Raw genomic sequence first — 25,558 nt, forward strand, 5'->3', positions numbered from 1 at the left:
TTTTGTTTTCTACTCTTCAGGCTTTTCGATTTCGCCCCGTTTTTTTTTAGTGGTTGCTGGACTCCACTTTCAAGAAATAAATAAACCAGATTAGTTGTCCTCTGCTTCATCCAGATGATCTAAAACATCAATTTTGGGTTCGATAAATTCCTGTTCATTAGCCAATGATTTGTTTAATGTTAAAACTAAACAAGGCAATAACATTAAATTTGAAAGCATCCCGAAAGCTAATGTTATGGCAATTAATCCTCCAAGAGCTACTGTCCCGCCAAAATCAGATAACATAAAGACAGAGAATCCTGCAAACAATACTACTGAGGTGTAAAACATACTGATTCCGGATTCTTTGATAGTAGCAAAAACAGATTTTTTTATCTTCCAGTTATTGTTTGTTAATTCCTGACGGTATTGTGCTAAAAAGTGAATGGTATCATCAACTGAAAGTCCAAATGCAATACTAAACACCAATATAGTCGATGGTTTTAAAGGAATTCCAAAATAACCCATTAATCCGGCTGTAATCATCAGCGGCAATAAATTGGGGATTAACGAAACCACTACCATCTTGAAAGAACGGAACATGAAAACCATTAACATCGAAATTAAAAATATCGCAAAAAGGATCGAACTTACCAGATTGTCTAATAAATATTTAGTTCCTTTTTCGAAAACCAATGCTTTTCCGGTCATCGAAACTTTGTAACGGTCTTTAGGAAAAATAGTATTGATTTTAGCCCAGAGCTTGTCTTCAATTTTAGCCATATTTCCGGTGCCAATGTCTTTCATAAAAGTAGTGATACGGGCCACCTGTCCTGTACTGTCCACATAGCTTTTCATGATGTTTTCTTTGGAATTTTTAGTTCCGTTTTTGGCATAGCCCAAAATAAAACTCTGCTCCTGCGAAGTAGGCAAATCATAATACTCCGGGTTTCCATTGTAATAGGCCTGCTTAGAATATTTAACCAGATTGAGAATCGAAATAGGTTTTGATAGTTCAGGAATTTCTTCAATGGTCTTTTGAAATTCATCCATTTTTCTCATTGTAGAAAGTTTCATTACCCCCTTTTTTCTTTGGGTATCAATGGTAATTTCTAATGGCATTACACCATTGAATTCTTTTTCAAAAAACAGAATATCCTGAAAAAAACCTGTATTCTTAGGCATGTCTTCAATTAAACTTCCTGAAGTCTGGATTTTTAAAGCCCCCACACAACTAATCAGGAACAAAAAGATAGCTACTGCATACACATACCTGCGGTTGTATTTGACCATTTTTTCTATCCAGCTGATAAAAACTTTGGTGTAATTACGGCTCAAATGTTCTAAATGTTTGTCTTTAGGAACGGGTTGATAGCTATAGTAAATCGGAATTACAATCAAGCACAAGAAAAACAAAGCAATAATACTTAAGGAAGAAATGATACCAAATTCTTTTAATAATTCACTTTGCGTAATAATAAAAGTAGCAAAACCGGCAGCCGTGGTTAAGTTCGTCATCAAAGTCGCCGTTCCTACCTTAGTAATTACCCGCTGTAAAGCACGTGCTTTGTTTCCGTGAGCACGAAATTCCTGCTGGTATTTATTAGTAAGGAAAATACAGTTGGGAATCCCGATAACAATTACTAACGATGGCACAATAGCGGTAAGTACTGTAATTTCATAATGGAATAAACCCAATAATCCAAACGTCCACATAACACCAATGATAACAATTAGCATCGAAATTAAAGTTGCACGGAATGAGCGGAAAAAGAAAAAGAATATCAGAGACGTAATAAACAGGGAAGCACCTATAAATAAACTAATTTCATCCGTAATACTTTTGGCATTAAGCGTTCTGATGTAAGGCATTCCGGAAACACGAAGGTCTACACCGGTTTCTTTTTCAAAAGCTTCAATTTTGGGGATAAAATCATTTAATATATAATCTTTTCGGGCGGCAGTATTTACAATTTCTTTGTCCATGTAAATCGCTGAGCGAATGGTTTCTTTGTTATTAAAAAGCAATCCTTCATAGAAAGGCAGTTTAGTAAACAAATCTTTTTTGAGTCCATTAAGATATGCCTGATCATTTGTTTTACTCTGGTCTGCAAAAGGAACTAATTCAAAGCTTTCTATAGCTTCATTTTTTTGTAGTTTCTTCAAATCACTTACGGATACCACCAGATCAATTTCTTTTTGTGATTTGAAATCCAGCATCAATTTATTCCAGGCTGTAAAAACTTTTGGTGTAAAGAAAGCTTCGTCTTTGATACCTACGACAATTAAATTTCCTTCTTCTCCAAATTCTTTTAAAAAGGCATTGTATTCTTTGTTAACGATATTGTTGTCAGGGAGTAAGTTAGCTTCGGTAAATGAAAAACGGATATTTTTCCATTGTAAACCTAGAAACAAAGTTATCAGAAAAATAAGTCCTAAAATGGCAATACGGTTTTTAAGTACAATTCGGGCTACAAATTCCCAAAATCCCACTTTTAATTTCTTTTTCATAAGAGTTTTAAAATGGGTGCAAATGTAGTGAAAACCACAGGAAAGGAGTAATTTTTTTGTAAAATTTAAATGAATTTTAGGGTTTTAGAACGCTTGTTTTTTTATTTCGAAATTAATATCGGGCATGTAAAATCAATCAAAGAATTTAGCATCTTTGCGTGTAAAATAAATCAATTATTGTGGCGAAATGGTTTTGAAAAAATATAAAAATTCGTTGTTCTATTTTGGGGTTACGGGAATGTTCTCAGTATTGATTTATTGGATAATTCAAAAAGGAAAATTACTGGAGCTAAAGAAATCGAATATAGCTGTCCATACTCAAAATGATTCTTTTGATGATTTTGTAAATTCGATGGTGCATAATTTTAAAGATCCTCTGGCAATTTTATTGGCACAAATTGTTATGATTATTTTAACGGCACGAATATTTGGATGGTTTTTTAAAAAAATCGGTCAGCCTACCGTTATTGGAGAAATAATTGCCGGAATTGTCCTGGGACCTTCTCTGGTAGGGATGTATTTTCCGGAATTTTCAGCTGCATTATTTCCCGAAGCATCTTTAGGAAACCTCAAGTTTTTAAGCCAGATAGGTTTGATTCTTTTCATGTTTGTCATAGGGATGGAATTAGACGTAAAAGTCCTGAAAAATAAGGCCAGCGAAGCCATTGTTATCAGCCACGCCAGTATCATTATTCCTTTTGCTATGGGAATTGGCTTATCTTATTTTGTTTATAATCAGTTTGCTCCGGCGGGTGTCGAATTTTTATCCTTTAGCCTTTTTATGGGAATTGCTATGAGTATCACTGCATTTCCTGTTCTGGCGCGTATTGTACAGGAGCGCGGAATTCATAAAACACGTTTGGGAGCCATTGTAATTACCTGTGCCGCTGCCGATGATATTACAGCCTGGTGCTTACTTGCGGTAGTTATTGCTATTGTAAAAGCGGGAGATTTTGTGGGATCTTTGTATGTGATTTCGCTGGCTTTACTCTATGTTTTAATGATGCTTTTTATTATAAAACCTTTTTTGAAAAGAATTGGGGATTTGTATGCAGAAAAAGAAAATATTGGAAAACCGGTCATGGCTTTGTTTCTATTGTTATTGATTCTCTCTTCGTATGCCACTGAAGTAATAGGAATCCACGCGTTATTTGGAGGATTTATGATGGGAGCCATAATGCCTGATATCGCTAAATTCCGAATGATATTTATTGAAAAAGTCGAAGATGTTTCGGTGATATTATTGCTGCCTTTATTTTTTGTTTTTACCGGTTTACACACTCATGTGGGCTTAATTAATGATGTTTATTTATGGAAAGTTACCGGAGCTATTATTGCTGTAGCTGTAATAGGTAAGTTTTTAGGAAGCGCTCTGGCGGCCAGATTTGTGGGGCAAAATTGGCATGATAGTTTGACTATTGGTGCTTTAATGAACACCAGAGGTTTGATGGAACTGATTGTTTTAAACATAGGTTTGGAACTAAAAGTATTGACACCGGAAGTTTTTACAATGATGGTAATTATGGCATTAGTCACTACTTTTATGACAGGACCGGCATTAAATGTACTTAATTTTATTTTCAAAAATAAAAACGAAACCGAATCAGTAGAAGCTGTTGATGAAAATAAATACCGGATTTTAATTTCGTTTGGAAATAACGAAAAAGGGAAATCGTTGCTGCGTTTGGCTAACAGCCTGACTAAAAAACAAAAATCGGCTTCGGTAATTACGGCGATGCATCTTTGTCAAAGTGATGAATTGCATTCATTTAATATGGAAGAAATAGAAAAAGAAAGTTTCGAACCCATATTTGATGAGTCGGATCAATTAGGCGTGAAAGTGCTTTCTATTTTTAAAGTGACGAATGATATTGAAAATGAAATTGCCGATGTGGCTAACAGTGGCGAGTATGACTTACTTTTAGTAGGTTTGGGAAAATCTATTTTTGAAGGCAGTTTGCTGGGGAAAGTCATTGGTTTTACCAGCCGGATTATCAATCCGGATCGATTACTGGATAAATTCAAAGGTAAAGAAGGCTTATTTGAAAATTCACCCTTTGATGAAAGAACCCGACAAATTGTTGCCAAAACGAAGAAACCTTTAGGGATTTTAATAGATAATGATTTTGAAGCATTAAATGAGGTTTTTGTACCTATTTTAAAATCAGATGATGCAACATTAATGGATTATGTTCAAAAAATGATTGTCAATAACAATTCTAAAATCAATATTCTGGATCGAAATGATTTTGTGAAAAATAATTTTGTGATCCAAAGCACAGTCGTTACCTTGTTGCAAAAATTCCCTAATAACATCACTGTGATTACGGATACAGATTTAAATACTACTTTTTTTAAACAACAGGATTTAATGTTGATTAGTTTAGAAAGCTGGAAAAGCATCATTGATACTGAGGCTGACTGGCTAGTGGATGTTTCTTCTGTTTTAATTATAAAATCATAAAAAATGAGTTGGATTTTATTGATAATAGGCGGATTATTTGAAGTAGCTTTTGCTTCTTGTCTTGGCAAAGCCAAAGAAACTACAGGGATGGAATCGGCCTGGTGGATGATTGGTTTTTTGTTGAGTTTAACGGTGAGTATGTTTTTATTATACAAAGCCACACAGGAATTGCCCATTGGGACTGCTTATGCGGTCTGGACAGGAATAGGAGCCGTAGGAACCGTTTTAGTGGGAATCTTTGTATTTAAAGAACCTGCCACTTTTTGGAGAATCTTTTTTATTAGTACGCTTATTGCTTCGATTATCGGGTTGAAGTTTGTGTCCACCCATTAAAATCCTAAATTCAGCACATAACTTAGTTTTATAGCAATATTGTCTTCAAATCTTGGTAATTGATTAGGACCGTAGCGGAAAAAAGTGGTTAAACCCAAGCCGTTAAAAATTTGATTTAATTCGATACCTGATTCAAAAAAACCATCGTTTAAGGTTTTAAAATCAAGTCCTGCATGTTGCTCCGGATGATCTAAATTCCCCCAGGCTGCTCGGGTAACTAAAACAAGCGAAGGCTTTACTTTCTGGAATAAAGTAACGCGGTTAAAAGCGTGTTTGAATTGGAAAAAAGCATATTTATTAGAGAAAAATTCATTGAAAAACATAGTTTCGAAACTGTTTTTGCCCCCAAAAGTGATTCTTTTTAGAATATTTTCTTTAGTAATATTGTTAGGCGAAGTATTGTATAAATGTGTCAGTGGAACATCGCCCAGAGCATAACCCGCCTGAAAGAGCAAGCTTGTTTTCTGCCCATTTAAATATTTCTTTTCATATTCGGTTTTGAAATCAAATTTGCTGAAATTAAAATCATTACCCCATAACCTGCCTAATGTCTGGCTGTACTGGAAACTGAATTTTGGGAAACGTTTTTCGGTTTCAATCCGGTCTGTGGGTGTTTGCATAAAATCACTAAACGGGCTCCATTGTATAGAAACCATTGCGGTTGTCATGGTATAGGCTGTGTATAATTTCTCCTTATGCAGAAAGGCATAATCAAATTTGGGTTCAATCTCACTATGCGTAAGTTCCCAGATGCTTTCTGTTTTTGGGATTTTTTTAGTTTCAAAATAACTTTTCCAACTTACATAGTTGTAAAAAGTACTGATGTTAATAGGTCTAGGATCGTATATTTTAAAAGGCTTTTTTTCGGTTGAAAAAGTAGTACTCGCAATTTCTCTGACATCATCCGTATAGGCAAAACCCAACCAGGAATTAGCTTCTTTGTCCATTCTTACTGCGGCTCCAATACTTCCTTTAAAAGTCCCGTCTTTAGTCCCGTAAGCATAATAACCTTCAATTCTGAAATTTTTAGAAAGCCTTTCGTTCGTTACACCTCCTAATCCTAAACGGAATCCTTCGTAGTTGTTGTAACTGAAAATTTTACGTAAATCCATGTCAAAAAAACCAATGGGTAAATAGCCGTTGATGATTTTCTTGCCTAAACGAACTCGGCTGGCAATTTTTTTTCTTAAGGCAATGCTGTCTAATTCACTATACGTTTTCTTAGAACGAATATCGATACTGTCTTTGCGATAGCTGTTCCAGAAAGACTCTTCTTTATCAAACGCATTTTGTTCAATTTCTACTGCAAAATAAGGGTTTTTAAGAACCGTGTTTTTGTTTTTTTCTATATCAAAATTATGACTTTCTGAACGCAGGTAGATATAATCAGAAGGTTGTTTTTTTCGGGATTTAAAATCATCTACGTCACCGTCAAATTGTATTGTTCCGCCAAAAATCCTGATGTCATCGTCATTTTTTCCTTTGATAATCCGGAAATTTTTATGAACAGGAAACCAGATATTTTCCTCGGGGAAATATTCAAATTCATGATTGCTGGTTATATTCAATAAACCTCTGATACGCAGCGTAGCTTTTGCAACAGCATAACTATTCTGATCAATATACAACACGCCTTCGAGCCCTTTGGATTTGCTTTTCTTTTTGTTTTTAAAGTAAACCATATAGGAATTTCTGCCGTTAATGGTTACGGTATCCAGTAATTTATAATGGTATTCCTCAGGAGCATTATCAGCAATTGGGCTGATGTACTTGGTCTCAAACAATTCGTATTTAGTATCATAAATAGAAAATGATTGCAGATTGAAAGATAAGATTTCGTACAGAGGTTGTTTTAAGCCTGCCATTTTGGTTCCTAAAATGGTTTCTTTTAAGGTGTTGTCAGTAAACTGAAACTGCGATATTTTTTCAGTTTGAAATAAATGCCTTGTGTTGACCGTGTTTTTAAATTTGTAATTCGTAGAATCTATTTTGTAATAAATCCCTTTTTTAGTCCTTCTGACAATAATAGAATCAATTTGTCCCGAAATAGAATCCGGATTTGCTGAGACAATGAGTTTATTATAGGTTTTATAAGCAAAGTGAGGCAGCCTTTTTTGCGGATTATTATTGTCTTTTAGCGCGATTGTTTTGGTTATAATAGATAAAGCTGCATTCTCAGGATTAATTACAACTTCGTTTAAATGATCTGTTTTTTGCGTTAAAGATATCGTGTAAAAACCCGTATTTTTTTGGACATCCGTTTTTATTTTGGTGTAACCAATATAAGAAACAGTGAAAAAAGTAATGGGTGTTTTTGAAATAACAGCAAATTTTCCATCTACATCAGTAATGCTGTTGATGCCATTATTTGTGGTAATGGTGGCAAAAGCCAAAGCCTGATTAGAAGCAGATTCTTTTACAATTCCGTTGATTTGAAATTGTGCCTGAAGCGAAAGCGTAAAAAAGAATAACAAAAGTAGCTGCTTCATAGGGAATGTTTGTAGCAAAACGCTTGTAAATCGGTTTTGGTATGGCAAAAGTAAGAATAAAAAATCCGTCCTGATAAACTATCGGAACGGATTTTTGAATGTTTGAAAATATTCAAAATTCCCTTTTGAGCCAAGACGGGAAGTTTTTTGTTTGAAATAGTTTTTTCTTACAAACTAAACTTAAATTTTATATATTTGGAATTGACAAAACTAAAACCAACTCCTAATGACCAGAAACGTAATCTTCCTTTTATTAGTTAGTATTATTTGCAATGCGCAAAACACAACAATAACTACAACTGGAAAAGACTCCATCTCGATTTGTCCTTTTCCTAACAATTGTGGTTATTACAAAGGAGAATACACCATTCAAAACGGAAAAAATGAAGCCAATGGAAAAGGTAAAGCAAATTTACGTGGTGGTATTGCCGAGGGCAACTGGAAAAACAATAGACTAGAAGGTTATGGAACTTATGAAGTTAAAAATGGATATAAATATAGTGGCAATTTTAAAGATGGCTATTTTTTCGGGCAAGGCTCAATAATTTATAATATTGGTACTAAATATGTTGGCGAATGGAAAGACAGTAAATTCTACGGACAAGGTGTTTTTTACACATCAAATGGCACTAAATATGCTGGCAAATGGAGTTCTGGTATAGGTAATGACTTAGGATTTGTTATTTTCATAAAAAACTCAATGTATACCGGCACCAAATATAACGGTAAAGGAACTAGAATAAACCAAAATGGAGATGTTTATACAGGCGATTTTAAAGATGGAAAATCAAATGGTCAAGGAACTAGAAAATACCCAAATGGAGCTGTTTATACAGGTGAATTTAAAGATGGAAAACCAAATGGTCAAGGAATAGAAACTTATAGAAATGGCTTGAAATATAATGGTCAATGGAAAGATGGTAAATTTGACGGCAAAGGAACGTTTATAAACATTAGTGAAAAATACAATTATACAGGCTATTGGAAAGATGGTAGAATGAATGGTCAAGGGACTATCGACTATACAAATGGAGAAAAATATTCTGGTGAATGGAAAGAAGGCAGTCGAACAGGACAAGGAACTTATACCTGGCCTAATGGTGATAAATACGTTGGTTCGTTTTTAAACTTCAAACAAAATGGGCAAGGAACTATGACTTACTCTAATGGAGAAAAATTTGTTGGCGAATGGAAAGACCACAAAGAATTCAACGGAATCCTCTATAAAGCTAATGGTGAACCGAAAGCCAGTTATAAAGATGGTGTTCTAACAGAGTAAAACCGCTACTATTTCATCAAAAAAAACACTTCTTTTTTTATAAAAAACAAAAAGAAACTTCGCAATACCTATAATTAGACAATAGTTCTTCATCGAATGGGCTGCTGTGGAAAAAAAACTTATTTTTACTCAAGACCACCTAAAAATCTCATTAAAAAGGGGTTTTAAAAACAGGTCTTAGCACTAATAATACCACTAACTAGCACATTACGATATGGGGCAAACCAATTCAGAAAAAGGAAGATTAGCCGTTACTGATAATTACAGAAATTGGAAAAAATGGGGTCCCTATTTAGCCGAAAGACAATGGGGAACCGTTCGGGAAGATTACAGTGAGCACGGAGAAGCATGGGAATTTATAGACCATGACAAAGCACGAAGCAATGCCTACCGCTGGGGAGAAGAAGGCATTGGGGGTTTTTGCGATTCAAGAGAAATTGTATGTCTGGCACCCGCTTTTTGGAACGGAAAAGATCCTATTTTAAAAGAACGCTTATTTGGTTTAACCAATAATCAGGGAAATCATGGTGAAGATGTCAAAGAATTGTATTTCCACCAGGTTTCGACACCCACTCATACTTACAACAAATACCTGTATAAGTATCCACAAAATGAATTTCCTTACGGAGAAATAGTCAACAACAACCGTCGCAGCCGCGAGGAACCTGAATTTGAACTTTTAGACAGCGAAGCCTTTAAAAACAACGCCTATTTTGATTGTTATATCGAATATGCCAAAGGTGGTGTCGAAGATATTCTGATGAAAGTGACCGTGGTAAACAGAGGAAGTGAAATTGCTAAAATTCACGTACTTCCGCATTATTGGTTTCGTAATTTCTGGAAACACAATGACAGACACCCACGACCTAATATGGAATCGGTTTCTGAAAATGTGGTGCTTTCTAAAAGCAGCCGTATTGAAGATTATTATTTATATCATGAAGACGGAAAGCAATTGTTTTGTGAAAACGAAACAAACAACGAACGTATTTACAAGTTTGACAACGAATACGATTATGTCAAAGACGGGATTAACAATCATGTCGTAAACGGAGAACCCACTGTAAACCCGAATAAAACCGGAACAAAAACTGCTATCTGGTATGAACTGGACTTAAAAGCAGGTGAGGAAAAAAGTATCAGACTCCGTTTAAGCAACCTCAAATTAGAAAATCCATGGATTGATTTTGAAAGTATTTTTGACCAACGAAAAACAGAATGCGAAGCTTTTTATAACGAAATTATAAACGAAAAAATCCCCGAAACGCATCGTGCGATTGCTAAAAGTGCTTTCTCAGGATTGTTATGGACCAAGCAGTTTTATTATAATGATGTTTTCAAATGGCTTTTTGGCGGTCCTAAAGAAGACCAGCCTAATCGTTCTAATATGCGCAATTATTCCTGGCAACACCTTACTAATCGCCATGTCATTTCCATGCCTGACAAATGGGAATATCCGTGGTATGCCGCTTGGGATTTGGCTTTTCACATGGCTTCTTTTGTCGAAATCGATCCTTATTTTGCTAAGCAACAGTTGCTGCTGGTTTTACAGGAAAGCTATATGCATCCTAATGGTCAGATTCCGGCTTATGAATGGAATTTTAGCGATGTGAATCCTCCTGTACATTCGTGGGCAGTGTGGACCGTTTATGAAAAAGACAAAAAACGCACCGGACAGGCCGATACTCCATTTCTGGAAAAAGCATTCCAGAAACTCCTGATCAACTTTACCTGGTGGGTAAACCAAAAAGATACCAGCGGAACCGATTTATTCGAAGGCGGATTTTTAGGTCTAGATAACATTGGGGTTTTTGACCGCAATCACATGCCGGAAGGAATTAAGAAAATGCAACAAGCCGATGCTACCAGCTGGATGGCAATGTTCTCGCTGAATATGCTTCGCATGTCACTCGAACTGGCAAAAACTAACAAAATTTACGAAGAAGTATCCGCTAAGTTTTTCCGACACTTTTTAAACATTGCCTGGGCGATGCACCATATTGGAAAAAAAGACATTTCGCTCTGGGACGACCAGGACAATTTTTATTATGATGTTGTCGAAATGTCCAATGGTAAAACCGAGCGTTTAAAAGTACGTTCTCTAGTAGGCGTTATTCCTCTGTTTGCTGTCGAAATCATGCATAAAGATCTGTTTGAAGAATTAAAAGATTTTAGAAAACGAGCTAATGAAATTATCCGAACCCGCCCCGATCTGGCTTCGTTGATTTCTAATTTAGAAAAAGCCAATCCCGAAGGGAATTTTCTGTTCTCCATCATGCGTGGTTTTAGGTTAGAACATTTGCTGAAACGCCTACTGGATGAAAATGAATTCCTGTCCGATTATGGAATCCGTTCGCTTTCTAAATTCCATAAAGATCATCCGTTTGTGTTTAATGGGTCGCACCAAATCCAGTATGAACCGGGCGAAAGCCGTTCGGCTATGTTTGGCGGAAACTCTAATTGGCGTGGCCCTATCTGGATGCCTCTCAATTACATGATTATTACGTCGTTACGTAAATACTATACTTTTTATGGCCCCACCTATATCTATGAATTCCCAACGGGTTCAGGCAATAAACTGAATTTAAAAGAAATTGCTAACGAATTGACCAAACGATTAATCAGGCTGTTTGAAAGAAACGGAGAAGGTAAATTTCAATACCATTCTGATGATCACGACAAGCATTTTGCTAACGATGAACATTTTAGAAACGAACATTTATTCTACGAATTCTTTGATGGTGACAACGGTAAAGGACTCGGTGCTTCCCACCAAACCGGATGGACGGCATTGATTGCTAACCTGATCTTGGAAATGGAGGATAATAGTTAAATAACTTTTATAAATTGAAGAAATCCCATCTTGTTTTTAGTAACGAGATGGGATTTTTAGTTTTTTTTTACAAGAATATTAATACTTGTATTTAAATTGATTTACAACAAAATACTGAGCAGTTTGATCTATTTCTGATTCTTTAAATTCGACCACATCTATAAATGGATAGAATATAACAACATATCCTAAATTTAATTTCTCAAAACCTTTAGATTGTTTTATTTCATCGTTAAAAAAATCTTTAAAATTAGGTGTGGCTTCTAAAATTAATGTTTTAGCCATTTCTTCTGAATACTTAACTTTTTTGTCTTTAGATTCATATAAAACATTAAATACTTCATATCTATTTTTATCCTTTTTGTTTTTTACTAATCTAATTCTTTGAGTCCATGATTTATAATCCGATTCAAATTTTATGTCAAAACCAGAACAATCATCTTCAATTAAACTTTTTAAAATATCATCTGGAATTTCTATTTCTTGATAATATTTATTTACATAAAGTTTTCTGAACAAATGATTATAAAACAAGGTGATATTTGTTGGATTTAATTTAAGAGTTGCATAATATTTAGCTATTTCTTCTTTACTCAAATTTAAATAATTTTTAACAAAAGAAATTTCTACATTCAAATAGGGAATTCCATATTCACCTTCTAAATATATTTGTAACTTATTATCCTCTATTTTGATGTAAGGATAACTATTTCCACCTGTCAATCTGGAAATCATTTCAGTTTGTGATTTTAATATTTCATTTTTAGCCTTGAGTGTTGTTTTTAAATTATCTATGATAGCTTGATAATTTTCATTATCATTTTCAAGACCTATTATAGTGTTACCATAAGTTTTTTCTAGTTTTTTATAAGCTTTATTTGCAGCTTTTTGATCAATTTTGGCTCTATCACTTAATTCATTGAGGTTATTAATTGTTTCTTCTCCAGTTTTTATTAATTCTACTGTATTTGTTCTCAATTCTTCTTTAGTTTTTCCGTCCGCTTTTGAGATAAAAAATTGACCTATTGCACTAAAAAATAATAAGAATAGGATTATTGCTTCCCAAGGTAAATTTTTAAAATATTCATATCCTGATGAAATTATATTGATTAGTTGCATAAATTTTTTCTTTATCACTTTTACTATTTTTTATCATATTCAAACATACACTTTTTTTTACAAAAAATCACTTCAACTGGTTCTCGATTACATCAAGCACCTATTTAAATAAAAACCGTAGCGTTTCTAACGCGGATAATCAAAACAGAAATAACCTGAAATATTATATTCCATACTTACGGCATTTAAAAAATGCACCTTCAATTGCGGATGGATTAAAATCCATCCCTACAAAATATTACGAGCCTATGGCTCTTGGACATGCTTTTATAAAACGAATTAAATTTTTACAATCGATTTCCACAGAAAAGTTCCGTAGGAACGATACATCTTGTAGCCCCGAAATTTATTTCGGGGAAAACATGATACGCATTAGAAAGTCCCGTAGGGACGATAAATAAATCGTTAGTAGCGTTTGTAACGTACATAATCAAAACACAAATAACCTGAATATATTCCGTACCTACGGCACTAAAACAAATTATCGTCAATTTTGGATGGATTAAAATCCATCCCTACAAAATATATCGAGCCTACGGCTCTTAGATAGCATGCTATACAACGTATTGAATTTCTAAACCAGATTTTCACAAAAAGTTCCGTAGGAACGATCCATGTTGTAGCCCCGAAATTTATTTCGGGGGAAACATGATACACATTAGAAAGTCCCGTAGGGACGATACATCCAGCGGTAATTTATTAAACCTTCGTGAATCTCTGTGTTTTGTTAGTGTGGCTTTGTGAAACAAACCTTTTTCGATAAAAAACGATAATTACACTACGCCCTAGCCCCGATAGAAATGAAAATCCTTATTGTTTTTCCTTTAAAAACAATAAGATTGAAATGTATAGCGGGATTGAGCTCCTAATTGAATGGATTGGGTTTACTGCTTTGAAAAAATGAATTATATTTGTGTCATAGAAACAGTATTATTTTAATCAATATTGATACACCAATGAGGCATACTAAAGTTAAAGACTTACTTAGCAGCACTACTACGCTTCATGAAGTAAACGCTAAAGGCTGGGTTAGAACTTTTAGAAACAATCAATTTATTGCTTTGAATGACGGTTCTACCATCAACAACATCCAATGTGTGGTGGATTTTGAAAATACAGCCGACGAAATTTTAAAAAGAATCACTACCGGAGCAGCTGTTTCGGTAACGGGAACTTTGGTTGAAAGCAAAGGAGCGGGTCAGAAATATGAAATTAAGGTTGCCCAACTGGAAATTCTGGGCGATTCGGATCCGGAGAAATTCCCGATGCAACCTAAAAAACATTCTCTTGAATTTTTGCGTGAAAATGCGCATTTACGTGTGAGAACCAATGCTTTTGGGGCAATTATGAGAGTGCGTTCGGTATTGTCATTTGCAGTACATAATTATTTTCAGCAAAAAGGGTTTGTGTATGTCAACACGCCCATCATTACGGGTGCCGATGCTGAGGGTGCCGGCGAAATGTTTCAGGTGACTTCGTTACCAATAGACCATTTGCCAAAAAATGAAGAAGGAAACATTGATTATAAGAAAGATTTCTTTGGGAAACATACTAATTTAACGGTTTCAGGTCAGCTGGAAGGGGAAACTTTTGCAATGGCTTTGGGACAGATATATACTTTTGGCCCTACATTCAGAGCGGAGAATTCGAATACTTCCCGCCATTTGGCTGAGTTCTGGATGATTGAGCCTGAAGTGGCTTTTAATGATTTGGATGCCAATATGGATTTGGCCGAAGATTTTATTCAGTATGTAATCAAATATGCTTTAGACCATTGTGGAGATGATTTGAAGTTCTTAGAAGGAAGACTTTTAGAAGAAGAAAAATCAAAACCACAGGCGGAAAGAAGCGAAATGACTTTGTTAGAAAAGTTGAATTTTGTTCTGGAAAACAATTTCAAACGCGTTTCTTATACCGAAGCGATTGACATTTTGAGAGATTCCACTCCCAACAAAAAGAAAAAATTTCAATATATCATTGACGAATGGGGTGCCGATTTACAAAGTGAACACGAGCGTTACCTGGTAGAAAAACATTTTAAATGTCCGGTAATTCTGTTTGATTATCCGGCTAAAATAAAAGCGTTTTACATGCGTTTAAACGAAGACGGAAAAACCGTTCGTGCGATGGATATTCTTTTTCCGGGAATAGGAGAAATCGTAGGAGGTTCACAAAGAGAAGAACGTTTTGATGTTTTGGTCGAAAAAATGAAAGCCTTAGGAATTGACGAAGAGGAATTATGGTGGTACCTGGATACCCGAAGATTTGGTAGTGCGGTTCACTCCGGTTTTGGACTGGGATTTGAAAGATTAGTGCTTTTTGTAACCGGAATGACTAATATTCGTGACGTAATCCCGTTTCCGAGAACACCGGGAAATGCAGAGTTTTAAGACTCGAGGATTTGCCACGAAGACACGAAGACCCTAAGCTTTTTTAAATTAAAAAAAGATTTTATTTCGGAAAATAGAATTTGCCGATAAAAACAGAATATGATTACAGAAAGAACCGAAGCCATTGCAAAAATCGTAGTTAATTCTGCGTTCAAAGTTCATAAGGAACTTGGGCCTGGTTTGCTGGAAAGGGTTTATGAAATATGTTTAGCTCATGAAATCGTAAAAGCGGGACTAGATGTAAAAAGACAGATTGATATTCCAATTATTTATGATGGTATTGAATTCAGTGAAGGTTTACGATTGGATTTATTAGTTGAAGATTCTATCATTATTGAAGTAAAAGCAGTCGAACAAATAAATCCTGTTTGGGATGCTCAAATTATAAGCCATTTGAAATTATTAAATAAAGATTTGGGCTTTTTAATTAATTTTAATGTACCATTGATAAAAAACGGTATTAAAAGATTTATCAACTCAAAAAAACAATATTAAAAACTTTGTGCCTTTGTGCCTTAGTGGCTAAAAATAAATTAGTGCCTTAACTATGCTAAAGCAATTCTTAAATTTAAAATTATCACAAAAATTATCTCCACAGCAAATTCAGCTGATGAAGTTAATTCAATTGCCTACGCAAGCCTTTGAGCAACGTCTTTTAGAAGAAATGAATGAAAACCCGGCATTGGAAACCGGAAAAGAAGAAGAGGAATACGAAAAAGACGAATACGATAATGATGAGTATGATGATTATGATGACTCCGAAAGCATTGATGCTGACGACATCAACATTGACGAATATTTAAGTGACGATGACACTCCTGATTATAAAACTCAGGCTAATAATTACAGTGATGACGATGAATCACGCGAGTCGCCACTGGCTGCACCTATTAGTTTTCATCAGGATTTAATCAATCAGCTGAACACCTTTATCTTAGACGATCACGAAAGAGAAATTGCCGAATTTCTGGTAGGAAGCATCGATGACATGGGTTACATTCGTCGCAGCATTCCTGATATTGTTGACGATATGGCTTTTACACAGGGCATTTATACCGATGAAAATATGGTAGAACGCATGTTGCAGGTCATTCATCAGTTAGAACCTTCGGGAGTTGGTGCCCGAGATTTACAGGAATGTTTATTATTGCAATTAAAACACAAAACACCAACAGACTCGGTGGAATTAGCGGCAGATATTATAGAAAATCAGTTTGATGCTTTTACCAAAAAACATTACGACAAACTGATTCAGAAATACAATATTTCGAATGAGCAACTTAAAAAAGCCATTCACGAAATAGAAAAACTAAACCCAAAACCGGGTGGCGGTTTTACCGGTAACAACAAAGTTACCGAAAATGTAGTCCCTGATTTTGCCATTCGGATTATTGATAATGAATTAGAATTGAGTCTGAATGGGCGAAATGCTCCTTCCCTGCATGTTTCTAAGGATTATCAGGAAATGATGCAGACATACAAAGATTCCCGCGATAAATCAAATTCCCAAAAAGAAGCGGTACAGTTTATCAAACAAAAACTGGATTCGGCCAAATGGTTTATTGATGCGATAAAACAACGTCAGGAAACCCTTTTTGTGACTATGAATGCCATCATGCATTATCAGGAAGAATATTTCTTAGATGGCGATGAGACCAAACTGAAACCGATGATTTTAAAAGACATTGCTGATATTGTAGGACTGGATATTTCGACCGTTTCGCGTGTGGCTAACAGTAAATATGTAGAAACTCCTTATGGAACTAAATTAATAAAGGAATTTTTCTCAGAAGCCATGAAAAATGATCAGGGAGAAGATGTTTCAACATTAGAGATTAAAAAAATTCTTCAGAATATTATTGAAGAAGAAGATAAGAAAAAACCACTTCCTGACGATCAACTGGCTGAATTATTAAAAGATAAAGGCTATCCTATTGCCCGAAGAACTATTGCTAAATATAGAGAACAACTGGATATTCCGGTAGCCAGAATGCGAAAGAAGATATAATTATTCGTTTAAAAGAATACGTCTAAAAGCTCTGTGAGACAAAAAAACACAACAAAAAAAGGCTGTTTCAAATTCATGAAACTGCCTTTTCTATATTAAAATTTTACTTTATTCCGTTTTCTTACCATCGATAATAGCTCCTGTACCAGCACCTACACCAGCACCTGCTAAACCACCAATAATGGCACCGGTTCCTTTTTTCTTACTGATAATGGCTCCCGTTGCAGCACCTACACCAGCACCAATAACGGCTCCTTTAGCAGTACTACTCCATTTTTTTCTTTCTGCCGGAGTTTGAGCTGCAGCAGGTGTTGTATTATTAATCACCGTTACCTCTTTCTCCTTAGCTGCTTTTTCAGCTTCTTGTTTAGCCATTTCTATTTTCATGGAATCAATGGTTTTTTGTTTGACCATTTCCATTTTCATTGAATCAATACTTGCTTGCTTATCGTCTAAAACACCAGCTGAATCTGCTTTTTTACAAGAAAAGATCATCAAAGAAGCTACCATTACATAAATAAATTTCATGACTTAGATTTTTTTAAAATTAATTACTTACAAAGATACGAAGAGGTATAACGCAGGTATTACAAGATTTATTTAATTTATTATATAATTTAAATTTCAGGTGTCTATTCTTCCTGACTTTTTTGCATTGCCTCAAAGTAAGCAGCTCGGCTTAAAGGCTCATATTCCTCTGTTTCACCTAACATCACTAATTTATCATTAGCTGTTTTTCTAAAACTGTAATGGGCTAAGTTTCCGGTTCTGGTACATACCGCATGAACTTTGGTTACATATTCGGCAGTTGCCATTAAAGCAGGCATGGGACCAAAGGGATTTCCTTTAAAATCCATATCTAATCCGGCAACAATCACGCGGATTCCCTGATTGGCCAGATTGTTGCAAACCGTGATGATCTCATCGTCAAAAAACTGTGCTTCGTCAATTCCTACCACATCACATCCCTGAGCCAGAATAGCAATATTTGCTGCAGCGGGAACCGGAGTAGATCTGATTTCATTATAATCATGAGAGACCACCCTGTCCTGATGGTAACGGGTATCGACTTCGGGTTTGAAAATTTCTATTTTTTGTTTGGCAAACTGGGCTCTTTTTAAACGGCGAATCAATTCTTCTGTTTTACCCGAAAACATGGAACCGCAAATTACTTCAATCCACCCAAATTGCTCTTTATGATTTACTGTATTTTCGAGAAACATTTTGTATTTTTCTAACTTAAAAAATGAATAGTTTTTATTACTTTGTAAACTTATAAACCGGCTTAAGATTTCATACTTTTACGCTTTCTCAAAAGTAGAAAATTTTTAGCAATTTGAGAGTTTGTATCTGCTTTATTAAAAAGCATTTATTCAAATTTTTCTTTGTACAATAAACAAAAGTCATTCGCCAAAACACATACTATAATTTAACTATTATGAAAAAAAGATTAGAAGCCGATTTAATTAGCATCGCTCACCGAATTTTACAAATCAAAGACAAATCTGATGTTAGCCAATTGTATTTGGAAACCCAAAAACTATATGAAAAGCTGTCCGTTTTAAAATTTGTAGAAGAAAATTACAGCGATGCAAAACCTACCATTGGCAGCTATAGTGAAATTGAAAAAGAAGTGGAAGGATTTTATGACAAAGAAGCTTCTCTTCCTGTTGAAACTCAAATAGAGATGAATGAAAGCAATTTGTATCCAAATACTGAAGAAGCGGTTGCTGAAAATGAAGAAGAAATAACGGAGCCTGAAACAACTATTGACGAAGAAGTTACCGATGAAGAAATAGTAGCAGAAGACGAGGAAAATGAAGAGGAAAATGAAGAGGATGAGGATGACGAATTAGTTTCTGTTGAAGAAACTGAGACTGAAGACAATACTATTGAGTTCCATGAATCAGAACCTGAAATGGAAGAAGAAGACGAAACTGAAGAGGATGAAACTGAAGAGGATGAAGCTGAAGAAGAGGAAAAATTCACAGCCGCATTTGAATTAACAGCAGAAGACGAAGATGAGCAAGAAGAAAAACAAGAAGAGGAAGAAGTTAAAAAACCTGAAACGGTACAAATTTCATTTGAAGACTTGTTAGGTTTAAACTATAACGAACCTGAATTTGTAAAAGTAGATGATGTAGCAGCTCCTCCCGCTGAAAATATTGTTTTTGAACCAATTGAACCAGCAGAAAGTCCTGTACAAAAAGCGGTTGAAAATACTGAAAAAACGACTTCAAAACCAACTTCCTTAAACGATAAATTTTCAAAAGAAAAAGGAATAGATATTGATTTAAACGACAGGATTGCCTTTGTCAAACATCTTTTTGGCAACAGTAATGAAGATTACAACCGTGTTATGAATCAATTGATTACCTACGATAATTTTTATGAAACCAAAAGTTTTATAGATGAGATGGTAAAACCCGATTACAATAACTGGGAAGGTAAAGAAGAATATGAAGAACGTTTTATGGAAATAATTGAAAAAAAATTCCTTTAAAAACAACATTCTGATTTATGTCAAAATTATATATCGTTCCCACGCCTATAGGTAATCTTGAAGACATGACTTTTAGAGCCATCCGGATTTTAAAAGAAGCCGATTTGATTCTTGCCGAAGACACGCGTACCAGCGGAAAACTCTTAAAACATTTTGAGATTAGCACGCACATGCACAGCCATCACATGCATAACGAGCATAAAACCATCGAAAATGTAATTGCCCGATTGAAAGCCGGCGAGAACATTGCTCTGATTTCTGATGCAGGAACACCCGCTATTTCTGATCCCGGTTTTTTATTGACACGCGCTTGTGTCGAAAACGGAATTGCTGTAGAATGCCTTCCGGGTGCTACGGCTTTTGTTCCGGCTTTGGTAAATAGTGGTTTACCCAATGACAAATTTATTTTCGAAGGTTTTCTACCGGAGAAAAAAGGCCGCCAAACCCGATATTTAGAATTAGCCGAAGAAACCAGAACGATGATTTTGTATGTTTCTCCACATAAATTAGTGAAAACTTTAGCTGAGTTTGTGACTTATTTTGGCGAAGACCGCCAAATATGCGTTTCCCGAGAACTCTCAAAACTACACGAGGAAAACCGAAGAGGAACTGCTAAAGAAGTGTTAGCTCACTTTGAAAAAACAGCACCGCGAGGCGAAATTGTTGTGGTTGTAGCTGGAAAAACCATTGTAAAAGAAGCCAAAAAGAATAAATTTTCGAAAGACGAAGAAAAAGAAGAATAAAAGTTCAGCCACAGATTAAAAGTATTAACACAAATTAAAATCCTTAAAATTTTAATCTGTGGCAAAAAATAAAATTAAAACCATGAGCATACAAGCCTTTTTAGAGAAACTAAAACAAACACCTGAAACCATTACTTTTCCCGAAACAATCGCAGTAATAGAAGAAAATTACAACTTTACTCCTACTGCTTTTCAAAACGGAAATACCCATAATGCTGCAGGAACCAATTCCGGTTCTTGTAAATTATTTGCTTTTGCCCAATTACAAAACTTATCTCAATCTGAAACCTTAGCTTGCTTTGGTGCTTTTTACCGTGATGAAGTTTTAGGAGATCCGGAAGGAACAAATCATCAAAACATCAGAAACTTTATGATTCATGGTTGGGACGGAATCCAGTTTGAAGGAACAGCTTTAGAGTTGAAATAAAAATTTAGATTTCAGAATGTAGATTTTAGATTTCTACATTTTGGAATTTAAAATCAAAATTAAAACAAATTGTTATCTTCATTCAACAGAATTTTATGAAAATTGTTAATTACAAACAACAAAAAACACACTTTTATGTTGTTTATAATTAACAATTTAGTATTTTTGTGTCAAATTTTTATCAAAATGGAAGATTTACTATTTGAATTTAATCAAAAACTTTCCTTTACTTCGTTAACGTTTCAACGGTATTTGATAAATAAAATTGATATAAACAATCGGTTAATAGCTATAAAAGGAGCAAGAGGTTCGGGAAAGACAACCCTCATTTTACAAATTGCAAAGAAAATGCTTTCTCCAAAAAGCACGTTATACGTTAGTTTAGATCACATTTATTTTTTCGAAAATAAACTATATGATTTAGCGAAACAGTTTTCTAATTTCGGAGGAAAACATTTATTACTTGATGAAGTGCATAAATACCCCAATTGGTCCAGAGAAATAAAATTGATTTATGATAATTTCCCTTCATTAAATGTAATTTTCACTTCCTCTTCGATGCTTGAAATTTATAAAGCTGAATCGGATTTAAGCAGAAGAGCGGTTTCTTATAATTTAAAAGAATTATCTTTCAGAGAATTTATTTCGCTCGAAACAGCTAAAGAATTTCCCGTTTTTTCTTTGGAAGATATTCTAAAAAACCATAATGAGATTACGCTCCAAATTCTTTCAGCAATAAAACCATTGCCATTGTTTGCCAAATATTTGCAAATGGGTGCTTATCCATACTTTAAAGAAAGTGAAGCTGATTACCCTCAAAAATTACGCAATACCATAAATCTTATTATTGAAATTGACATCAATGCAGTTGAAGATTTAAATTATGAGACTTTGGTCAAGCTGAAAAAACTTTTAATAACAGTAGCAACAAGCGCTCCCTTTACTCCAAATATTAGCAAACTGAGCGAAAAAATTGGTGTTTCTAGAAACACGCTTATTCAGGCAATCAAAATTTTAGACCGTGCAGGATTAGTGAGCGAGTTGTATAAGGATACCACTGGAATAGGAGTCTTAACAAAACCCGAAAAATTGTTTTTGAACAACACTAATTTAATGTATGTCTTAGCTAAAGAAAACAGTAATGTAGGAAATGTAAGAGAAACTTTTTTTTTAAACCAATTTAAAGGATTAAGAGAAATTAATTTATCTGAAAAATCAGATTTTATTGTAGATAAAAAATATACATTTGAAATTGGAGGAAAAAACAAGAGTAAAAAACAAATTGCTAACATCGAAGATTCTTTTGTAGCCAAGGATAACATCGAAATTGGATTTGGAAATATTATCCCCGTTTGGCTATTCGGATTTATGTATTAATCATAATGTAACTTTCAAAAAATAATCTAAAATCTAAAATAAAAATGCGTTGGACTATTAAACCAAAACCTTCGGAAGACAAAATCAAACATTTGGCGCAAGCCTTAAATGTAGAAGATTTTGTAGCCCAGTTATTAGTACAACGCGGCATTGAAACTTTTGAAGAAGCTAAACATTTTTTCCGCCCTTCGTTAGAACATTTGCACGATCCTTATCTGATGAAAGATATGGACAAAGCAATCGAACGTATTAAAAATGCCATCGAAAACCAGGAACGCATTCTGGTTTTTGGCGATTACGATGTCGATGGAACCACAGCAGTTTCGCTTGTTTCTTCTTATTTAAAAAGTTTTTACCCCAATGTTGCCACTTATATTCCGGATCGCTATGATGAAGGATACGGCGTGTCTTTTAAGGGAATTGACTTTGCCGATGACAATGGTTTTTCGTTGATTATTGCACTGGATTGTGGTATTAAATCGATCGATCATGTGGCTTACGCCAAAGAAAGAAATATTGATTTCATTATTTGTGACCACCACCGTCCGGGAGAAACTTTACCCGAAGCCGTTGCCATATTAGACCCTAAAAGAACCGATTGCAACTATCCCTATGATGAATTATGCGGTTGCGGAATTGGGTTTAAACTCATTCAGGCATTAGGCATGAACAGAGAGCAGACTATTGAAGATCTGGCTCCTTATCTTGATTTGGTTGCCACGGCTATAGCTGCCGATATTGTACCCATGACAGGTGAAAATCGCGTGCTGGCTTATTTTGGCTTACAGGTAATCAACAACAATCCCAGACCCGGAATTAAAGCTTTAATCCATCAGGTAAAAAAACAAACTTTAGATATTACGGATGTTGTTTTTATTGTCGCACCCCGAATTAATGCAGCCGGACGGATCAAACACGGTAATCATGCTGTTGAATTATTATCCGAATTTGATTTTGAACAGGCACAGCAATTTGCATCTGAAATTGAAAAATACAACGCAGACCGAAAAGATTTAGACAAACACATTACCAGAGAAGCTTTTGAACAAATTGAACAAAATCAGGAGCAGGAACGTTTTACAACCGTTGTTTTTCAGGAAAACTGGCACAAAGGCGTTATTGGGATTGTAGCTTCCCGATTGATTGAAACCTATTATCGTCCTACCTTAGTTTTTACTAAAAGTGGTGACAAATATGCTGCTTCGGCACGTTCCGTAAAAGGTTTTGATGTCTATAATGCCTTAGAAGCCTGCTCAGAACATTTGGAGCAATTTGGCGGACACATGTATGCCGCAGGAATGACTTTAAAGGCGGAAAATTATGCTGTTTTCAAAGAAGCATTTGAAAAACAAGTACAAAAAACGATTCATCCTGACCAACGAATTCCTGAAATAGAAATTGATGCGGAAATCAACTTTTCGGATATTACGCCTAAACTTACCCGTATTTTAAAACAGTTTGAGCCTTTTGGCCCCATGAATATGACTCCTGTTTTTTTAACTAAAAACGTAATAGATACTGGTTATGCTAAAAAGCTGGGAGCAGCTGACGAACATTTAAAATTATTTGTAAAACAATCCCGAAGTCCCGGTGCCGAAGGTATTGCAGCTATCGGTTTTGGACTGGGAAATAAAATAGATTTAACTACGAATCAAAAACCTTTTCAAATCGCTTATTGCATTGATGAAAATGAATGGAATGGTCAAATTTCGACTCAGTTACGATTAAAAAGCATTCGATAATGAATTCAAAAAAAATAAAAAAAGATCCTTACGCAGCTTTACGATACAAAGAATTTAATACTTTTTTATTCCTCCGTTTTGCTATGGTTTTTGCCTGGTCCATGCAATTTATAGTAATCGAATGGCAAGTTTACAGTATTACTAAAGATGCACTTTCTCTGGGAATTATTGGATTAATGGAAGTCATTCCAGCCGTTTCATTGGCTTTATTTGCAGGTCATATTGTGGATCAAAAAGAGAAAAAAGGCTTATTGATGAAATGTATCTTTGGCTTTTCAGTAATAAGTTTCGGACTGTTTTTACTCACATGGCCGGCTGTAGTCGAAGGTTATTCGAATCAAATTATTTTATATTTTATTTATTTCCTGGTGTTTTTAGGCGGATTAGTAAGAGCTTTTCTGGGCCCCACAATCTTTTCGCTTTTATCGCTTATTGTACCTAAAAAAGTATATCCTAATGCTGCTACCTGGAGCAGTACTGTCTGGCAAATTGCTGCTGTGGTAGGCCCTGCTGTTGCTGGGTTTTCAATTACTTTAATGGGAGTACACTGGTCTTTATGTTTGGTTTTTGCCTGTTCCCTAATGGCTTTGCTTGCTTTGTCTCAAATAAGTGAAAAACCTATTTTAAATCCAAAAATTGGTGAACCTGTCATGCAAAGTTTAGCCGAAGGAATCAAATTTGTTTTTAACAATAAAACCGTTTTAGGTGCTATTACATTAGATATGGTTGCCGTACTTTTTGGTGGTGCCGTTGCACTTTTACCCATTTTTGCACAGGATATTTTAAAAGTAGGTCCGGAAGGTTTTGGTTTTTTAAGAGCCGCGCCTGCAGTTGGTGCTTTTTTAACGATGCTAATTACAGCTTATGTGCCGTTGAGTAAAAATGCCGGAATGAAATTATTAGCAGCCATTTTTGGTTTCGGAGTTTGTATCATCATTTTTGGGCTTTCAACTTTATTCTGGGTTTCCCTTTTTGCCTTATTTTTCAGTGGTGTTTTTGATGGAATTTCGGTGGTTATTCGTCAAACCATTTTGCAAATAAAAACTCCGGACAATATGCGTGGCCGGGTTTCGGCGGTAAATTCTATGTTTGTGGGTTCTTCGAATGAGCTGGGTGCTTTTGAAAGCGGATTAACGGCCCGATTAATGGGAACAGTAACAGCGGTAGTATTTGGCGGAAGCATGACACTTTTAGTGGTGTTAACTACCGGAATTATTTCTCCCTCTTTTAGAAAATTAGATTTAACAAAAGACATTGAAGAACACGAAAAAGAGGATTAAAAAACCTCACTTTCTTAAAATTCAGATAAAATAACCTTCAAACACGAAGCTTAATTTATAAATTAGGTTTAAAATTGTATT

The 25,558-nt window shown here is 35.0% G+C and carries 18 protein-coding genes; 13 read left to right on the forward strand and 5 right to left on the reverse strand.

The features are described 5' to 3' along the window. Window positions 1-90: 90 nt before the first annotated feature. A complete protein-coding gene (locus BUB89_RS03460; protein ID WP_073242017.1) occupies window positions 91-2,490 on the reverse strand; it encodes an efflux RND transporter permease subunit in 2,400 nt (799 codons plus the stop codon). Window positions 2,491-2,683: 193 nt separating this feature from the next. Between BUB89_RS03460 and BUB89_RS03465 the strand changes: the two genes are divergently transcribed. Both BUB89_RS03465 and BUB89_RS03470 read left to right on the forward strand, forming a co-directional pair. Further along, window positions 2,684-4,954: a cation:proton antiporter gene (locus tag BUB89_RS03465; protein ID WP_141384440.1), complete on the forward strand. Its 2,271-nt coding sequence runs from the start codon at window positions 2,684-2,686 to the stop codon at window positions 4,952-4,954. A 3-nt stretch (window positions 4,955-4,957) separates the two neighbouring features. Beyond that, window positions 4,958-5,287, forward strand: coding sequence for a DMT family transporter (locus BUB89_RS03470; RefSeq protein WP_073242021.1), 330 nt, complete (start codon window positions 4,958-4,960; stop codon window positions 5,285-5,287). Here the strand turns inward: BUB89_RS03470 and BUB89_RS03475 are convergent. Then, window positions 5,284-7,776: a DUF5686 family protein gene (locus BUB89_RS03475; protein ID WP_073242022.1), complete on the reverse strand. Its 2,493-nt coding sequence runs from the start codon at window positions 7,774-7,776 to the stop codon at window positions 5,284-5,286. The two genes, BUB89_RS03470 and BUB89_RS03475, sit on opposite strands and share 4 nt — an antisense overlap. A gap of 226 nt (window positions 7,777-8,002) precedes the next feature. Here BUB89_RS03475 and BUB89_RS03480 point away from each other — a divergent pair, with 226 nt between their 5' ends. Both BUB89_RS03480 and BUB89_RS03485 read left to right on the forward strand, forming a co-directional pair. After that, window positions 8,003-9,055 carry an MORN repeat-containing protein gene (locus BUB89_RS03480; RefSeq protein WP_073242024.1) on the forward strand — a complete coding sequence of 351 codons (1,053 nt, stop codon included), beginning with the start codon at window positions 8,003-8,005 and terminating at the stop codon, window positions 9,053-9,055. A 214-nt stretch (window positions 9,056-9,269) separates the two neighbouring features. Continuing rightward, window positions 9,270-11,888 carry an MGH1-like glycoside hydrolase domain-containing protein gene (locus BUB89_RS03485; RefSeq protein WP_073242026.1) on the forward strand — a complete coding sequence of 873 codons (2,619 nt, stop codon included), beginning with the start codon at window positions 9,270-9,272 and terminating at the stop codon, window positions 11,886-11,888. A 78-nt stretch (window positions 11,889-11,966) separates the two neighbouring features. Here BUB89_RS03485 and BUB89_RS03490 read toward each other — a convergent pair whose 3' ends face one another. Next, window positions 11,967-13,025, reverse strand: a complete 1,059-nt coding sequence (locus BUB89_RS03490) for a hypothetical protein (RefSeq protein ID WP_073242028.1) — start codon at window positions 13,023-13,025, stop codon at window positions 11,967-11,969. A 938-nt stretch (window positions 13,026-13,963) separates the two neighbouring features. On the opposite strand from BUB89_RS03490, the gene asnS reads away from it, so the two are divergent. The 3 genes from asnS (at window position 13,964) to rpoN (ending at window position 17,405) form a co-directional block, all read left to right on the forward strand. Then, window positions 13,964-15,397 (forward strand): asparagine--tRNA ligase, encoded by a 1,434-nt coding sequence (gene asnS / locus BUB89_RS03495; RefSeq protein ID WP_073242030.1) that lies wholly within the window; start codon window positions 13,964-13,966, stop codon window positions 15,395-15,397. A 99-nt stretch (window positions 15,398-15,496) separates the two neighbouring features. Continuing rightward, window positions 15,497-15,892, forward strand: a complete 396-nt coding sequence (locus tag BUB89_RS03500) for a GxxExxY protein (protein ID WP_073242032.1) — start codon at window positions 15,497-15,499, stop codon at window positions 15,890-15,892. Between the two features lie 52 nt (window positions 15,893-15,944). Continuing rightward, the gene (rpoN, locus tag BUB89_RS03505) at window positions 15,945-17,405 is read left to right on the forward strand and encodes an RNA polymerase factor sigma-54 (RefSeq protein WP_073242034.1); all 1,461 of its coding nucleotides are present in this window, start codon (window positions 15,945-15,947) and stop codon (window positions 17,403-17,405) included. 108 nt (window positions 17,406-17,513) lie between these two features. On the opposite strand, the gene BUB89_RS03510 is transcribed toward rpoN, so the two are convergent. Then, entirely contained in the window at window positions 17,514-17,933 is a 420-nt protein-coding gene (locus BUB89_RS03510) for a YMGG-like glycine zipper-containing protein (RefSeq protein WP_073242036.1), read from the reverse strand. A gap of 104 nt (window positions 17,934-18,037) precedes the next feature. Next, a complete protein-coding gene (locus BUB89_RS03515) occupies window positions 18,038-18,628 on the reverse strand; it encodes a thymidine kinase (protein WP_073242038.1) in 591 nt (196 codons plus the stop codon). 215 nt (window positions 18,629-18,843) lie between these two features. Here BUB89_RS03515 and BUB89_RS03520 point away from each other — a divergent pair, with 215 nt between their 5' ends. The 6 genes from BUB89_RS03520 (at window position 18,844) to BUB89_RS03545 (ending at window position 25,477) form a co-directional block, all read left to right on the forward strand. Next, window positions 18,844-19,908, forward strand: coding sequence for a hypothetical protein (locus BUB89_RS03520; RefSeq protein WP_073242040.1), 1,065 nt, complete (start codon window positions 18,844-18,846; stop codon window positions 19,906-19,908). A 17-nt stretch (window positions 19,909-19,925) separates the two neighbouring features. Next, the gene (gene rsmI / locus BUB89_RS03525) at window positions 19,926-20,651 is read left to right on the forward strand and encodes a 16S rRNA (cytidine(1402)-2'-O)-methyltransferase (RefSeq protein ID WP_073242042.1); all 726 of its coding nucleotides are present in this window, start codon (window positions 19,926-19,928) and stop codon (window positions 20,649-20,651) included. Between the two features lie 82 nt (window positions 20,652-20,733). After that, window positions 20,734-21,078: a HopJ type III effector protein gene (locus tag BUB89_RS03530; protein WP_073242962.1), complete on the forward strand. Its 345-nt coding sequence runs from the start codon at window positions 20,734-20,736 to the stop codon at window positions 21,076-21,078. A gap of 186 nt (window positions 21,079-21,264) precedes the next feature. Further along, window positions 21,265-22,455 carry an ATP-binding protein gene (locus BUB89_RS03535; protein ID WP_073242044.1) on the forward strand — a complete coding sequence of 397 codons (1,191 nt, stop codon included), beginning with the start codon at window positions 21,265-21,267 and terminating at the stop codon, window positions 22,453-22,455. 44 nt (window positions 22,456-22,499) lie between these two features. Continuing rightward, window positions 22,500-24,197 carry a single-stranded-DNA-specific exonuclease RecJ gene (gene recJ, locus BUB89_RS03540; RefSeq protein WP_073242046.1) on the forward strand — a complete coding sequence of 566 codons (1,698 nt, stop codon included), beginning with the start codon at window positions 22,500-22,502 and terminating at the stop codon, window positions 24,195-24,197. Then, window positions 24,197-25,477 carry an MFS transporter gene (locus tag BUB89_RS03545; RefSeq protein ID WP_073242048.1) on the forward strand — a complete coding sequence of 427 codons (1,281 nt, stop codon included), beginning with the start codon at window positions 24,197-24,199 and terminating at the stop codon, window positions 25,475-25,477. The genes recJ and BUB89_RS03545 overlap by 1 nt, the downstream gene beginning before the upstream one ends. The last annotated feature ends 81 nt before the right edge of the window (window positions 25,478-25,558 follow it).

The organism is Flavobacterium flevense, assembly GCF_900142775.1.
GTDB classification, from domain to species: domain Bacteria; phylum Bacteroidota; class Bacteroidia; order Flavobacteriales; family Flavobacteriaceae; genus Flavobacterium; species Flavobacterium flevense.

What these genes read in the sequence shown, in the direction of transcription:
- BUB89_RS03460 (WP_073242017.1), bottom strand. Translation starts at nt 2,490, where the DNA reads ATGAAAAAGAAATTAAAAGTGGGATTTTGGGAATTTGTAGCCCGAATT.
- BUB89_RS03470 (WP_073242021.1), top strand. Translation starts at nt 4,958, where the DNA reads ATGAGTTGGATTTTATTGATAATAGGCGGATTATTTGAAGTAGCTTTT.
- BUB89_RS03475 (WP_073242022.1), bottom strand. Translation starts at nt 7,776, where the DNA reads ATGAAGCAGCTACTTTTGTTATTCTTTTTTACGCTTTCGCTTCAGGCA.
- BUB89_RS03480 (WP_073242024.1), top strand. Translation starts at nt 8,003, where the DNA reads ATGACCAGAAACGTAATCTTCCTTTTATTAGTTAGTATTATTTGCAAT.
- BUB89_RS03485 (WP_073242026.1), top strand. Translation starts at nt 9,270, where the DNA reads ATGGGGCAAACCAATTCAGAAAAAGGAAGATTAGCCGTTACTGATAAT.
- asnS (WP_073242030.1), top strand. Translation starts at nt 13,964, where the DNA reads ATGAGGCATACTAAAGTTAAAGACTTACTTAGCAGCACTACTACGCTT.
- BUB89_RS03500 (WP_073242032.1), top strand. Translation starts at nt 15,497, where the DNA reads ATGATTACAGAAAGAACCGAAGCCATTGCAAAAATCGTAGTTAATTCT.
- rpoN (WP_073242034.1), top strand. Translation starts at nt 15,945, where the DNA reads ATGCTAAAGCAATTCTTAAATTTAAAATTATCACAAAAATTATCTCCA.
- BUB89_RS03510 (WP_073242036.1), bottom strand. Translation starts at nt 17,933, where the DNA reads ATGAAATTTATTTATGTAATGGTAGCTTCTTTGATGATCTTTTCTTGT.
- BUB89_RS03515 (WP_073242038.1), bottom strand. Translation starts at nt 18,628, where the DNA reads ATGTTTCTCGAAAATACAGTAAATCATAAAGAGCAATTTGGGTGGATT.
- BUB89_RS03520 (WP_073242040.1), top strand. Translation starts at nt 18,844, where the DNA reads ATGAAAAAAAGATTAGAAGCCGATTTAATTAGCATCGCTCACCGAATT.
- rsmI (WP_073242042.1), top strand. Translation starts at nt 19,926, where the DNA reads ATGTCAAAATTATATATCGTTCCCACGCCTATAGGTAATCTTGAAGAC.
- BUB89_RS03530 (WP_073242962.1), top strand. Translation starts at nt 20,734, where the DNA reads ATGAGCATACAAGCCTTTTTAGAGAAACTAAAACAAACACCTGAAACC.
- BUB89_RS03535 (WP_073242044.1), top strand. Translation starts at nt 21,265, where the DNA reads ATGGAAGATTTACTATTTGAATTTAATCAAAAACTTTCCTTTACTTCG.
- recJ (WP_073242046.1), top strand. Translation starts at nt 22,500, where the DNA reads ATGCGTTGGACTATTAAACCAAAACCTTCGGAAGACAAAATCAAACAT.
- BUB89_RS03545 (WP_073242048.1), top strand. Translation starts at nt 24,197, where the DNA reads ATGAATTCAAAAAAAATAAAAAAAGATCCTTACGCAGCTTTACGATAC.